General features: G+C 34.1%; 13 protein-coding genes and 1 pseudogene. 9 read left to right on the forward strand and 5 right to left on the reverse strand.

Annotated features, from left to right (window positions below; translation table 11 throughout):
* The 3 genes and pseudogenes from DD649_RS12040 to DD649_RS12050 form a co-directional block, all read right to left on the reverse strand.
* Positions 1-590 (reverse strand): annotated as a pseudogene (locus DD649_RS12040) (molybdopterin-dependent oxidoreductase); the annotation flags it as partial.
* Between the two features lie 395 nt (positions 591-985).
* The gene (locus tag DD649_RS12045) at positions 986-1,309 is read right to left on the reverse strand and encodes a YnfA family protein (protein WP_294107254.1); all 324 of its coding nucleotides are present in this window, start codon (positions 1,307-1,309) and stop codon (positions 986-988) included.
* A gap of 187 nt (positions 1,310-1,496) precedes the next feature.
* Positions 1,497-1,763, reverse strand: coding sequence for a DUF2798 domain-containing protein (locus tag DD649_RS12050; protein WP_294107255.1), 267 nt, complete (start codon positions 1,761-1,763; stop codon positions 1,497-1,499).
* Between the two features lie 294 nt (positions 1,764-2,057).
* On the opposite strand from DD649_RS12050, the gene DD649_RS12055 reads away from it, so the two are divergent.
* Both DD649_RS12055 and DD649_RS12060 read left to right on the forward strand, forming a co-directional pair.
* Positions 2,058-2,594 (forward strand): dihydrofolate reductase family protein, encoded by a 537-nt coding sequence (locus tag DD649_RS12055; RefSeq protein ID WP_294107256.1) that lies wholly within the window; start codon positions 2,058-2,060, stop codon positions 2,592-2,594.
* Positions 2,595-2,639: 45 nt separating this feature from the next.
* Positions 2,640-3,224 carry a TetR/AcrR family transcriptional regulator gene (locus tag DD649_RS12060; RefSeq protein ID WP_294107257.1) on the forward strand — a complete coding sequence of 195 codons (585 nt, stop codon included), beginning with the start codon at positions 2,640-2,642 and terminating at the stop codon, positions 3,222-3,224.
* Positions 3,225-3,271: 47 nt separating this feature from the next.
* On the opposite strand, the gene DD649_RS12065 is transcribed toward DD649_RS12060, so the two are convergent.
* On the reverse strand, positions 3,272-4,057 hold the full coding sequence (locus tag DD649_RS12065) for an SDR family NAD(P)-dependent oxidoreductase (protein WP_336430801.1): 786 nt from the start codon (positions 4,055-4,057) through the stop codon (positions 3,272-3,274).
* Positions 4,058-4,132: 75 nt separating this feature from the next.
* Here DD649_RS12065 and DD649_RS12070 point away from each other — a divergent pair, with 75 nt between their 5' ends.
* From DD649_RS12070 to DD649_RS12095, 6 genes are all read left to right on the forward strand, one after another.
* Complete coding sequence (locus DD649_RS12070; protein ID WP_294107259.1) at positions 4,133-4,489, forward strand: MerR family transcriptional regulator; 357 nt, start codon at positions 4,133-4,135, stop codon at positions 4,487-4,489.
* A gap of 34 nt (positions 4,490-4,523) precedes the next feature.
* Positions 4,524-4,970 (forward strand): hypothetical protein, encoded by a 447-nt coding sequence (locus tag DD649_RS12075; RefSeq protein ID WP_294107260.1) that lies wholly within the window; start codon positions 4,524-4,526, stop codon positions 4,968-4,970.
* Between the two features lie 664 nt (positions 4,971-5,634).
* The gene (locus DD649_RS12080; protein ID WP_294107261.1) at positions 5,635-6,171 is read left to right on the forward strand and encodes a fimbrial protein; all 537 of its coding nucleotides are present in this window, start codon (positions 5,635-5,637) and stop codon (positions 6,169-6,171) included.
* Positions 6,172-6,268: 97 nt separating this feature from the next.
* The gene (locus tag DD649_RS12085) at positions 6,269-7,012 is read left to right on the forward strand and encodes a molecular chaperone (RefSeq protein ID WP_294107262.1); all 744 of its coding nucleotides are present in this window, start codon (positions 6,269-6,271) and stop codon (positions 7,010-7,012) included.
* A gap of 22 nt (positions 7,013-7,034) precedes the next feature.
* Positions 7,035-9,542 carry a fimbria/pilus outer membrane usher protein gene (locus DD649_RS12090; RefSeq protein WP_294107263.1) on the forward strand — a complete coding sequence of 836 codons (2,508 nt, stop codon included), beginning with the start codon at positions 7,035-7,037 and terminating at the stop codon, positions 9,540-9,542.
* The gene (locus DD649_RS12095) at positions 9,542-10,732 is read left to right on the forward strand and encodes a fimbrial protein (RefSeq protein WP_336430802.1); all 1,191 of its coding nucleotides are present in this window, start codon (positions 9,542-9,544) and stop codon (positions 10,730-10,732) included. The genes DD649_RS12090 and DD649_RS12095 overlap by 1 nt, the downstream gene beginning before the upstream one ends.
* 118 nt (positions 10,733-10,850) lie before the next feature.
* Here DD649_RS12095 and DD649_RS12100 read toward each other — a convergent pair whose 3' ends face one another.
* Positions 10,851-12,146 (reverse strand): MFS transporter, encoded by a 1,296-nt coding sequence (locus tag DD649_RS12100; RefSeq protein ID WP_336430816.1) that lies wholly within the window; start codon positions 12,144-12,146, stop codon positions 10,851-10,853.
* A 428-nt stretch (positions 12,147-12,574) separates the two neighbouring features.
* On the opposite strand from DD649_RS12100, the gene DD649_RS12105 reads away from it, so the two are divergent.
* A complete protein-coding gene (locus tag DD649_RS12105) occupies positions 12,575-13,597 on the forward strand; it encodes a zinc-binding alcohol dehydrogenase family protein (protein ID WP_294107265.1) in 1,023 nt (340 codons plus the stop codon).
* The last annotated feature ends 15 nt before the right edge of the window (positions 13,598-13,612 follow it).

Consider the following 13,612-nt stretch of genomic DNA (forward strand, 5'->3'; position numbering starts at 1 on the left):
TGTCAGACACGCGCTTGGTTATCGACCGCGAGCATACCGAGCGATCGTGCAAATTTTTGGGTTAGCATTCCAGTTTCGTTACTTGCCGCCGATGCACACAGCATTCCAGTTGATAACCAACGATTTACTGTTGTGCCTGCCGCATTTTTCTCAACAAAATTGGCATCGCGGTCATCTTTCATCAAACGCGCAATACGCGTGAATGCATCATCCCAACTAATGCGCTCCCATTTATCTGAGCCTGGCGCTCGATATTCAGGATAACGTAAACGATTTTCGCTGTGAATATAATCCAGTAGTCCTGCCCCTTTCGGACAAAGTGCACCACGGTTTACAGGGTGGTCAGAATCACCCTCAACATGAAATATAGCGGATTTAGCATTCATGGCGCCATCGCCCATGCTATACATTAATAACCCACAACCGACAGAACAGTAGGTACAAGTATTACGAGTCTCTTTCGACCGAAGTAATTTATTTTCACGTACATTAGCTATTGCCATTCCAGGCATAAAACCTAACGCAGCTACAGTTGTACCTGCCATCCCGCCAGCGCAGATTTTAAAAAACTTTCTGCGACTAACGTTCATTACTAACCTCTTTATCTTTTTTGTATAAAACGATGAGAGAATAGCAGCCTAATATGATGAGTTATTGCCTAAAATCAATTAATGTGAAAATAAATGTTTAATTAATATTAACTGAGTAGTTAACCAACAATTAAATTTACTACTAATAGAGTATTTTTTGTTAAATTGATTTGGATCAAGTGTTACATTTTGAAAAATAGTTAAACATTAGCATACTAAAATAGTGAAATTTGAGATAAGTTTAATTTCGGGTATTTAAAACATGAGATAAAACCAAAATAAAATATCGTTTAATTATTTATAAAAGCTCATATATTAATTAATCATCTCACAGAAAACTTAATTAATAATTTAAAGCGCAAAATAAAAATCCTGCGCCGATATATTTAAACAAACTATTTCCAACCACTAATAATAATACCAGCTCCCAATAGTACGACTAAAGCACCTACCCAATCTGTGGTTGTCAACTGCACCCCATCGACCACACGCAACCATATCAATGCAGTGACAATATATATTCCCCCATAAGTTGCATAAATTCGCCCACTCGCTTCAGGGTGTAAGGTTAATAACCATACAAACAACACTAAACTTAAAGCGGCTGGTAGTAACAACCATGGGCCACCTTGCTTTTTCATCCACAAATAGGGAAAGTAACACCCCGCAATTTCAGCAAGCGCAGTGATAAAGAATAAAACTATCATTTTAAAGGACATAAAATCTCTTTTAATATATTGATTATAAATATTTTATTTATTCATATTACACTACCCTAGACAAAAATTTAAATACTATTTGAGTCATCAATTAATTCATCAACAGGTAAAAGCTTAATTATTAAATTAAATAATTAAGCTAATGCAAAAACTAGTGCCATCCATGGTTAAATAGATGACATAAAATTTATGTTGATTTAACTAACAATAGAGAGAATCGCCTTGCTATTGGCAGTACAAATAACACAGTAGGAAAAGCAATCATCCACGATAGCCCCCAAGAAGTTATCCAAGGTGATAAGATTTCAGAGGTAAAGCCTAGTGCTCTGATGACACTAATAAGCGAAACAATGCCGCTCATTACTAAAGATAAGAAAAAAGGTACGAGGAAAATCATTGCTCTAGCAGGAAGTTTAGGGAAACCTAAAACATAATTTTTGTCTTGAAATGACATAAAGACTCCAAATTAAACGGTACACAACAGCACATAACTGTTAGTACAACAAAGTTATATGCGTTGATTTACGTAAACGCTTACGAGTCTTTAAGACCAATAACGTACATTCTATAATTTGTATTAATTTTGTCAACCTAAGCTAAACAATATATTTTATCGCGTTAATCTTAATATACATTAGTATTCAAAACCCCTAAATCCAATCGAGTAAGAACAAAAATTTTACCTCTTGAAATTCACCATCTTTCATTTATTATACACCGTATAATTATTAATATTTATAGGCTGAAAATGATCACAGGACATATATTTATAGCAACAAGCGTAGATGGTTTTATAGCTCGTGAGAATGGAAATATTGATTGGTTACATGAAATAGATACCAAAAATGAAGATCATGGCTATGTGCAATTTATGCAGAATATTGATGCCATTATTATGGGACGAGGAACGTTTGAAACACTCAGTGCTATTAGGCCTTGGGTTTATGATATCCCTGTGCTTGTGCTTTCTAAAACACTGGCAGACCAATCAACTCCTACTGATCTTATCGGTAAAGTGCGTTTTGTGAATAAAACACCAAAAGAAGCAATGGCTTTACTCGAAAACGAAGGATGTCGGCGTGTTTATGTCGACGGAGGGCGTGTCGTTCAATCTTTCATTTATGATGCCCTAATCACTGACCTGATCATTACTCAAATTCCTCTTTTACTTGGCAATGGCCGTCGATTATTTGGCGATATTCCTAATGATATATTTCTGCAACATCAAAAAACAAAAACATTCCCATCAGGATTTGTGCAATCAAAATATATTATAAAACGATAAATACACTAAAAATAAACATAACAAAACAAGAATTGAGATATCAATATGACTCAACGCAGCCGCGGTAGACCTAAAGCAAGTGAACCCCAAATTTCTCCAGAGGATATTATTACTCATGCATTATTGATTATCGACCGTGATGGCTTTGATAACTTAACCATGCGTGCGCTTGCGAAGGAAATGAATATCAATCCAATGACGATTTATCATCATTTTCAAGACCGTAGTGGCTTAATAAAAGCTATCGCAAACTCTCTATACGCTAATATTATTCCTACTTTAAAAGGGACGAATAGTGAACAAATTGAGGCTATTTTATTGGCCTATAGAACACAAGTTACACGTTACCCTGCACTCACTCTGGCGATATTTAATCTCCCCAATGCATTTCCTGAACAAGCTAAAAAAATAACAGAGAAACTAGTTTTCTTATTAGAACAACGAGGACTCCATTCTACAGAAGCATTGCAATGGACACATATATTAGTGGATTATACCCATGGAGAATCTCTTTCAGTCACTAAACAACCAACGATAAGCACGCCTAATTCAATCGAAGATAACCCTGAATTAACTCGTTACCGTAGTGCTATAAATATGCTTATTAATAACCTTAAGCATGGATTATAATCATTATTCATGCCGCTAAAACTTATTGCTCTAGCGGCATTTTTAAATCAAGGTACCTTTTGATTAAATTTATTATTATTTGCGTAAGGGATTTTTCCGTCGCATTGCTCAAAACTAAAACTTTCTCGGTCAACAAAACCCACAATATTATCTGAATCAAATAACTTTAATGCAAATTCAGCTAATTCATCACTCGTATGATAAGTGCCAAAAGATGCATCATAATCATAGTGTTCAATTCGATTAGCAACTTGGCCAAACTCTGTTTTTGTCGCTGCGGGTGCTAATACCTTAGCACTCAATTTAGCATCGGAAGCGAGTAGTTCCTTCGCTAATCCTTCGGTAAATACATTAACAAAAAATTTGGATGCGCAATAAGTAATAGCTGTTGGCACAATAGTATACCCACCAGCCGAGCTAATATTAATTAATTGGCTATTATCAATATGATGATAATCTCTCACGAATAATGAGGAGAGGATCGTTAAAGAATTTATATTTAAATTTAACAAGTGATTAAGCTCATCAATAGGTTGTTCTGATACCTCCCCATAATAGCCAATGCCTGCGTTGTTTATCCAAACTTGAATATCAATTTCTGCCAGTGAGTTATAAAGTAAAATGGCATTTTCAGGTACAGATAGATCAGCTGATTTTATAATCACGTCAATTTTTGAATTTACCTCCATAATTTCATCTTTTAGTTGCTGTAATAAACTCACTCGCCTAGCAACAACCACAACATTAAATCCTCTACCCGCGAATGCTTTTGCCATTGAGCGCCCAATACCCGAACTTGCACCTGTAATAACAACATATTTCTTATTTTTCATAACGCCTCCTTTGACAACATGGACTAAAGGGTAAAAGATAGAGCTAACTCTAAGTCAAGGCATTTAGGAAAATAGATGAATTACTCAATTAGTGAATTTGCAAATTTAACGGGATTTAGCACCTATACGCTGCGCTATTATGAAAAGGAACAGATACTAAAGCCTGCGAGACAAAACAATAATCACCGTTTTTATTCAGATAGAGATGTTGAGTGGATTAAATTTATTGCTCGTTTAAAAGAAACTGGCATGCCATTAAGAAATATAAAAAAATATGCCCAGCTCAGAGAAGAAGGCAACACTACGGTACAACAGAGAATGACACTGCTCATTGAACATAATGATAATCTAGAGGCACAGTTAACCGTACTTAGTGAACATTTAGTCAGCTTAAAACAAAAAATTAATCATTATGAGCAATTAATAAAATAATAAAAATCATCCCACTTGGTACTCAGGAGTCTGTATGACAACCTATATTCAACTCACCATCAAAAACGATCTCAGCGTTCTAACGTATCAATCAGATGACATAACACTGCCTATTGGACTGACAAATATAAATGGATATCGTTTACAACACTCGCCAATAACGCCTTATGAAGCTGAAATGGCTATTGAGCATATTGAAGACACTATTATTCCTGCTAGAAAACTATTTCCTACCGGAAAAATTAGCCTTTCGTGCACCAATGAAGAATTAAAACAAATACCTATAGATACTATTGACCTAAAGCAATTTATATCGACCTCACAAATAGAAAGAGCATTTAATGAATTAGTGAATGTCATTAATGGTGGCCCATCAAACTCAACAACCTTGCCATTAGATAAGTCATTTAGTGCATTTTTACTGATCATCAGAGAAATAACACATCATTGGGGACTAGAAGGCATTACGATTACAAAGTAATAGATACGCTTGCAGTACCTAAATTTCAATTTATATCAATAATTCAATACCTGTTTAACTTTCACATCTAGTTTAAGTTAATCAGGTTTTCTCTAGCTCTTTCAATAAACTCATACTGTTACAACACAAAGTAAAACACAAAAAATAGGCAATAGATTAAATTAATTTTTGTTTAGTCTTTTTTTTATTAATTTAAAATCTAATTTAATTTTATTAAATATACTTTTATTTTTACTAAAATGACCATTTAATAACTAAAGCACTAGCTTATGAGTACATGAAATTATTTATTATAGTTCCTAAAAACATTATAAATAATATGAAAAAAAGCCTTAATTAATATATTAATAATAAATTAATATATATTTATCAATAGATTAATTCATGGTGTGATATTGATCTCATTATCATATAAACAACTATTGATAAAACACCCTTTATACCCACAAAAAGCAATGAAAATAGATTAATACACCAGAAAACAACACTATAAATAAAATTTAATTCCAATTAAATGCACACTAACTAGCATATTATTTTATGAATTAGAATAATGATCTAGATCAATTCAATCAGTGTAAGTGAATATGTTAAAGTGTATCCAAGTTAAAGAAACAGATTTTATAAATTCATAAATATTGATTTAGATTAAAGAGAGCACTCCATGAAAAACATTAATTTAATTACTGCATTAGTATTAACCGTAATTTCTACAGGTGTTATAGCCGCAGATGGTAAAATTACTTTTAAAGGTGAAGTTGTCACACAAAGCTGCGTTGTTGAAGCGGCAGATCAAAGTAAAACAGTTACGTTACCAAAAATAAGTTCTGTATCATTAACACACCCGGGCGACACTACAGGTACAACACCATTTTCCATTGGATTAACTCATTGCGATTCATCCGATACAATTAAAGATGTTGGATTAAGCTTTGTTGGTCCAAATATTGACTTAGAGACAAATACGCTAAAAACAGACGGTGTTGGTGCAACAACAGCTAAAAACATTAATATTGCACTATATAATCAAGATGACTCTAAAATTATGCTAGGTGGCGATACAACAACTCAAAATACTAGCTATACTAAAATCAGTAATGATAAAGCACAGTTAAATTACTTTGCTAAATATTACTCTACAGGAATAGTCGAACCAGGCTTAGTAGAAACAACTGTTGATTTCGAAATTATTTATAAATAACTCTCTATTAAAAAACTAATTGGAAATAAGTTGATTAGTTTGCTCTAATCAACTTATTCCTATTTGTATTCCTTACTAAAGAGCATCTAAATTTACTATGATCAAAAAAACGCTCCTAATCCTCCTGTCTTTAATAACCATTCCCGCTTATTCAAGTATTGTGGTTACAGGCACTCGATTTGTATACTCCTCAGATGAAAAAGAGATATCAGTTAATATTGAAAATACAGGCAACAAAGTAGCATTAAGCCAAGTTTGGCTTACTAATGGATTTTCAGAGAAAAGAACAGATAAGCAAACGACTAAAGCTGATATTGATGATGCACCTTTTGTTATTTTACCGCCTTTATTTAAACTTAAACCAAATAATGCACAAACTGTCCGTATCCTTTATACCGGAGAGCCATTAGCAACGGATAGAGAAACTATTTTTACATTGAATGTTTTAGATATTCCGCCTAAAAATAAAGAAATTGCAAATAGTCTTCAGATTTCTGTTCTATCAAAATTCAAGTTATTCTATCGACCAGCACAAATAGCCAGTGAATATGATTCATCTATCGATAATCTAGAATGGAAAATAATCAAGCAAGCAGATGGTATTTACCTCACAGCTAATAATAGTAGTGGTTTTTATATTACCCTTAATAAAGCAAAGGTTATTATTAATAAAACCGAGTATGAAACTCAATCTGACTTCAATATGATGGCACCATTTGGTGGAACAACAAAAACAAAAATAAACAAACTATCCTCGCTTCCTAACCAGCCTATAGAAATAAAATTCAGCTATATCAATGACTCAGGTGGAAGTTCGGATTTGACAAAAATAATTAATTAATTAACCTCATTTGGTTTAGTCTATGAGAAGCTATATATCACAGCCATTATTATTACTGGTATTATTTTCTATGTCTATCATCAGCGCCCATGCTGCAGTTGATGATGATGACATGGAATTTAACCCTGCATTTATTAAAAACTATGCCGTAAGTAGTGACGCCTCTCTCGACAATTTCATCAGTAACAATGATGATACTCCGGGCCTATATAGCTTAGATATTGATGTAAACGAGCAATTTGTAGATAGATTACTCGTTAAGCTTGAAAAATCGGATGATATATTACAAATTTGCTTAACTGAAAAACTTATAAATTCCCTTGGCATCATCGATTCACTAATGGAAAGTTATAATAAAAAAATCGAAAGTAATGGTAATGACACCTGTGTATTTCTTTCGGCATTGATTCCTGAATCTTCTTTTAATTTTAACTTTAGCAAACAACAACTTTCAATTACTATTCCACAAAGAGATTTGATAAAAAATATCGCTCCTGAAAATAATCCTGCTAATTGGAATGAAGGTAATGCTGTAATCTTTAGTAATTATTCTTTCAACCGCTATACTACCCGAGCAGAAGGCTACTCCAAAACAACTAATTCACTCAGTTTAAACTCAGGTATTAACCTTTTTAAATGGCGATTACGTCATGACAGTCAAATTTATGATGATCAGTACACCGCTATAAATACTTACCTAGAAAGAGATGTAGACCTAATTAAAAGTAAACTTACCTTTGGTGATTTTTATTCAGGTTCTATTTTTTCCAATGGGAGCTCATTACGAGGCGTTCGCTTGCGTAATGATAACAGTATGTTATCAAATAGGGAAACTGGCTTCGCGCCCTCTATTCAGGGTATAGCAAAATCGCAAGCACAAATTAAAGTTTACTTACCGAACTCAAATACAGAAATTTATAGTACCGTAGTTCCTGCTGGACCATTTGAAATTAATGATTTATTACCCATTTACTACTCTGGTGACTTACTTGTTGAAATCATAGAATCTAATGGGGAAATTCAAAAAATGTTAATCCCTATCCAAAGTGGCTTATCTTTTACACGACCTGGTAAAATAGATTTTGATATAGGCGCCGGTAAATTACGTTATAAAGATAGTGTCTTTGGTGACCCCATTTTTGATGCATCAATGCGTTACGGTGTGAATAACTATCTTTCAACTTCTCTAGGGACAATTGCTAGCCAAGATTATTTATCTAATGCATTAGGTGTTACTGTTAATACCAATCTAGGTGCTTTCAATGCTGAAATGCTCCATTCAAAAGCTAAACTAAAAAATAGTAATAAAAATTTAGAAGGTAATGCCTATAAACTAAGCTACAGTAAATCTTTTGCTGAAACTAAAACCTATATTAATTTATCTTCAATTCAGTACGATTCGAAAAACTATACTAATGCCTATACTGCAATGCAGATGAACCAAAATGATTCCGACTATAATAATCAACAACAAAATAATAAATATAAATTAAAAACACAGTATACCTTATCAATGAGCCAACGCCTTCCTTATCAGTTAGGTAATTTGAACCTCAGCGGATCGCTTGCCGACTATTGGAATGGTAGCAGTCAAAATAAACAATACACTGTATCTTATAATACAAATATTCGTGATATTGGACTCACTACCTCTTTACAGAAAATTAATAATCAATTTAATAATGATACTTTATTTTCTATGTCAGTCAGTATTCCACTCTACTCTAATGAGAATACGATGAACCTAACTAGCAGCTATTTATCCGCGAATAAAACTCAAAATCTTGGTGTCGGTGTGAATGGTGCAATAGGAGAATCTGTTGATTATTTCGTAAACGTCGGACAAGATAAATATGATAATGAACAAAGTCATTATGGTTCAGCCAGCGTAAATTATAAATCTTCATTTGCTAATTTATCAACAGACTATAGTCAATATCAAGATGCAAAAACGCTTAATCTAAGTGCAAATGGCGCAATCGTCGGGCACTCCGGCGGAGTTTTATTTTCGAACACACTAGGTAACTCCTTTGCTATTATCAAAGCTGAAGGAGTAGAAAATGCCCATGTATTAGGTGCTGATACAACAACAAACCGTTGGGGATATGCCATACAGCCGAACTTAGTTCCTTATCGTAAAAATTTAGTTGGTATTGATACTAAAGACTTAAGCCAACAATACACCATTGAAGAATCTAAACAAATGGTTATTCCACGCTCGGGTAGCGCAGTATTCGTTGATTTAAAAACAAAAATTGGCGCACCTATTGTCTTAAGAATTACCGATAAAAATAATAACCCATTACCATTAGGGGCTACAGTTTATGATGATCAAGACCAATCGCTGACTTTTGTAGGACAAGGCGGAAAAATATTTTTAAATTTAAACGCACAGTTACATCATATTTATATCCATACTAATGCAGGCGAACAAGATATTTGCAAGGTTGATCTAGAGGATATCATTGCAAAGAACCTTCATAATGAAAAAATCACAACCCTTAATTTGACTTGTACAAAAGAGCAATAATGAAAATACCACTGATAGCCAAAATCATATTACTAGTTAGTACATTTATGGTCAGTACAACTGGGCTTACCTACAGCATAATTGATGATACTTCAGGACATGTCCCACCGAGATGGCGAGGCTCCAATATTAAAGCTACTTTGGGTACGGTATTATCTGGCACCTATAATTTTGGTGACATTATTATAGATATTAAAAATAAGCCTATCGAATTATTGTATGTGACTCACTTTCATATGTCATATGCAAAGCCTAGATTTAACTGTAATAAAGGTCAATATTATCGAGCAGCTATTACCGCCGATAGTATAGGTGTTGTTCTTGGAGAAAAGGATGGCTATGCCATTCTTCAATCAAATATACCAGGTATAGGTTATCGATTAGATATTGGTGGTGCAATTTCAGGAACTTATATAGATCCAGTAGTTTCCCGCTACAGCAAAGTCAGTGCAACAGGCGCTAATGATATTGAAATGTATTGCCAATCTACCGCTCAATTTGCAATGGCTATCAAAGTAACTTTAGTTCGCACTAATGAGTTACTCAATGATAACGCTTCTAAAGTATTTATCCCTGTTAATGTTACTCCGTTGTATCCAAGAACAGTCCAACTATTTGATAGTTCGGGTAATCTAGTTCTTAGTGGCACATGGACAATCCCTTTAAAAAATGCCAGTAATGCTTCAATTAACTATATTAAAGAATCATGTCGCTACCAATTCTCAAATAGTGAACAAATATTAAATTTAGGCAAAGTCAGTAGCCAGCAATTTACAGGTCCTGGCAGTACGGCTTATGGTGAAAATGGCCAACAAAAAATTGATATATTAGTTAATTGTTCAGGGACAAACTCAATTCGTCATATTCGTGCTTCTATTTTTGAAGGAATTTCAGGAAATGAAGCGGATCAAGCTTTGCGTCGTCAGGGTGTATTGCTAAATAATCTAACTGGTCCCAATGCAGCAAAAGGTATTGGCGTTCAATTATTAATTAATAATGATATCAAACCATTAGGATCTGACACACAAGATTATGTTAATGATGGCACTCAGTGGGATGTCATCGCTGGAAATCAAGCTCTTACTGGTGTATATAATTTTGCGCTTAGTGGTCGTTATTTCCAAATTGATCCTAAAATTCATGAAGGAAAGTTACAAACAACGGCAGGTTTCACCTTAATTTATCGCTGACCTTTAATAGGGTTTGATTAAAGTAACTAACATAATTTATTTATTACATTGTAATACTGAACATTTATCTGATACATAATAAGGCCACAATAAATAGTCATGTGGCCTTATTTGATACCTAATGGCTACGGGTATCTGTAATAGGTTGACGTACTAAAAAAATATAAGCAAATGCGCCTAACAACGTTACACAACTACAAATAATTAACGCTAAATTGAATGAATTAGTTTTATCTAAAATAAACCCTGTCACTATCGGAGCAAAAGATGCACAGATAAAACTCGCAAAATTCTGAATACTGCCAACAGAAGCAGTCATCCTTGAAGCTACTGAAACATGAATAAGTCCCCATGCAGAAGTACCCGCAAAGTGAATACAAAATAGCGCCATACCAATCAGTAAAACTGCAGACATTGATGTCGTAGCCTGTGGCACAATAAAAGTAAATATTGCAGAACAAACCATACCAACAACAATGCTTATTTTACGACTTTTTAAAGGAGCCATTCCTTTTTTTACCAACCAATCTGTCGCATATCCATTTAGTAACATTCCTGCTGCGCCAAATAAAAATGGAATTGCAGCCATCATCCCTGTGCTTTTTAAATCCAAATTATATGCAGTCTGTAAATAGCCTGGTAACCAAGCTAAATAGAGCCAAGCCGTATAATTGATACCGCTAAAGCCCAACATCATTCCCCACATTGTACGATTACGAAATAAGCCTCTCCACTCAGAAAAACTTAATGGATCGCGTTTAACATTAACACTTCCCGCATTTAAATAATCTTGTTCATCACTATTTAAGACAACTTCCTCTCTATTGCGATATAACATATACCAGCCTATAGCGAGAAACATTCCCAGTACACCAATGGTGATAAACATACCCCGCCAACCGATAACTAGCATCATTGCAGCTAGTAATGGTGGGCTTATTGCCATCGCAATTGTCGAAGCCGCATTAAAATATCCCATAGGGCGACCACGTTCTTTAATATTGAACCAGTCATTAATTACTTTTACTCCACATGGGTTCATTGGCGCTTCACCAATTCCCATTCCGATCCGAGCTAATACAAATTGGGTAAATGAATGAACTAGCCCTGACAGGGCTTGAAATAATGACCAAAAAAACATGCCAATACCAAGCATTAACCGAGGCCCTTTTCTATCAAGCAGTGGGCCACAAGGTAATTGTGCAATACCATAAGCCAATGAAAAAACTGACAATAATATGCCTATTTCAGTTGCACTTAGACCTAGCTCTTCTCTAATGGTTAAATTTGCTACAGAAAGCGAACTTCTATCAAGATAGTTTATAATGGCAGCTAAAAATAAAAGGATCATTGCTGTCATTTGTATCCGCTTCAAACGTTTACTTTTTTCAGGTATTGGAATTGTAGTATTCAAATCTTTAGTTTTCTTATCATCACTTAAATTATTTTGATGATTGATAATGCTATCTGTTTTATCCACATTAACTCCCTATCTTCCCAGAATTATATTCAGATTAGTTAACTAAAATCCTAATTAATTGATTGTTATTTATTTTTTACTTTATTTTAGATCTAGACGTCATTTTCATGATTTTGTTCAACCTGAGAATATGTGGGAAGACATATTTATAATTTATAATTTCATAAATTCGTGCACTCGATAGTAATTTACTGCTTTTTATCGGTACTTAATTATTAATTTAATTTATTTCCCTGCTTTTTATTAATTAAAAACATATTTAATACTGTTTTGTGCGTATTACATCACAAATCAAATGGGTATTATTATTATTTTATCCTTTTTAGCTGAAATTAATAGGCATACAAAATAAGGAGAAAACCATGTCAACAATAAATACACTAGTTTGCCAAGAACCTAAAAAATTAATTTGGGAAAAACGTTCTATTTCAGAACCTAATTCAAATGAAGCTAAAATTAAAATTAAAACAGTGGGAATATGTGGAACCGATATTCACGCTTGGGGAGGGAATCAACCTTTTTTTAGCTACCCTCGTGTATTAGGGCATGAAATTTGTGGCGAAATTATTCAGCTAGGTTCCAATAAATCAGCGTTTAATATTGGACAACAAGTTGCCGTTATTCCCTACGTTGCATGCCAAAAATGTCCTTCTTGTTTAAGTGGTCGCACAAACTGCTGTGAAAATATTTCTGTTATCGGTGTCCACCAAGATGGCGGATTTGCAGACTACTTAAATGTTCCGGTTACAAATTTATTATCCGCAGAAGGAATTGCACCAGAAGCCGCAGCATTAATAGAACCTTTTGCTATTAGCGCGCATGCAGTTCGCCGCGCTGCTGTACAGGCAGATGAAGCAATATTAGTTGTTGGTGCAGGACCTATTGGTTTAGGTGTTGCCGCCATTGCTCATGCTGACGGTGCTCAGGTTGTTGTAGCAGACACTAGTGAAGCAAGACGCAATCATGTGGATAAATATTTATCACTGCCAACAGTTGACCCTTCTGCTGATAATTTTGAAGAGCAATTAAAACAATTATTTGCAGGAGCTTTACCTTTAAAAGTTATTGATGCAACGGGTAATCAACATGCCATGAATAATACAGTTAACCTGATCCGACACGGCGGAACCATTGTGTTTGTAGGATTATTTAAAGGTAATTTACAAATTTCCGATCCTGATTTTCATAAAAAAGAAACAACAATGATGGGAAGCCGTAATGCAACGCCAGAAGACTTTGAAAAAGTAGGTCACTTAATGGCTAATAACCAATTAAATGCCGAAATAATGTTAACGCACCACTATCAATTTACCTCTCTAGCTGAAATATACGAACAAGAAGTTATTAATAATAGAGAGTTAATTAAAGGCGTTATCCATTTTTAATATTTGGAGCATGAG

Source organism: Providencia sp. (assembly GCF_003533305.1).
In the GTDB taxonomy this organism is placed as follows: domain Bacteria; phylum Pseudomonadota; class Gammaproteobacteria; order Enterobacterales; family Enterobacteriaceae; genus Providencia.

Bases quoted from the DNA above. Each gene is read 5' to 3' on its own strand.
- DD649_RS12090 (WP_294107263.1), top strand. From the start codon at position 7,035: ATGAGAAGCTATATATCACAGCCATTATTATTACTGGTATTATTTTCT.
- DD649_RS12065 (WP_336430801.1), bottom strand. From the start codon at position 4,057: ATGAAAAATAAGAAATATGTTGTTATTACAGGTGCAAGTTCGGGTATT.
- DD649_RS12095 (WP_336430802.1), top strand. From the start codon at position 9,542: ATGAAAATACCACTGATAGCCAAAATCATATTACTAGTTAGTACATTT.
- DD649_RS12060 (WP_294107257.1), top strand. From the start codon at position 2,640: ATGACTCAACGCAGCCGCGGTAGACCTAAAGCAAGTGAACCCCAAATT.
- DD649_RS12050 (WP_294107255.1), bottom strand. From the start codon at position 1,763: ATGTCATTTCAAGACAAAAATTATGTTTTAGGTTTCCCTAAACTTCCT.
- DD649_RS12105 (WP_294107265.1), top strand. From the start codon at position 12,575: ATGTCAACAATAAATACACTAGTTTGCCAAGAACCTAAAAAATTAATT.
- DD649_RS12045 (WP_294107254.1), bottom strand. From the start codon at position 1,309: ATGTCCTTTAAAATGATAGTTTTATTCTTTATCACTGCGCTTGCTGAA.
- DD649_RS12055 (WP_294107256.1), top strand. From the start codon at position 2,058: ATGATCACAGGACATATATTTATAGCAACAAGCGTAGATGGTTTTATA.
- DD649_RS12075 (WP_294107260.1), top strand. From the start codon at position 4,524: ATGACAACCTATATTCAACTCACCATCAAAAACGATCTCAGCGTTCTA.
- DD649_RS12070 (WP_294107259.1), top strand. From the start codon at position 4,133: ATGAATTACTCAATTAGTGAATTTGCAAATTTAACGGGATTTAGCACC.
- DD649_RS12080 (WP_294107261.1), top strand. From the start codon at position 5,635: ATGAAAAACATTAATTTAATTACTGCATTAGTATTAACCGTAATTTCT.
- DD649_RS12085 (WP_294107262.1), top strand. From the start codon at position 6,269: ATGATCAAAAAAACGCTCCTAATCCTCCTGTCTTTAATAACCATTCCC.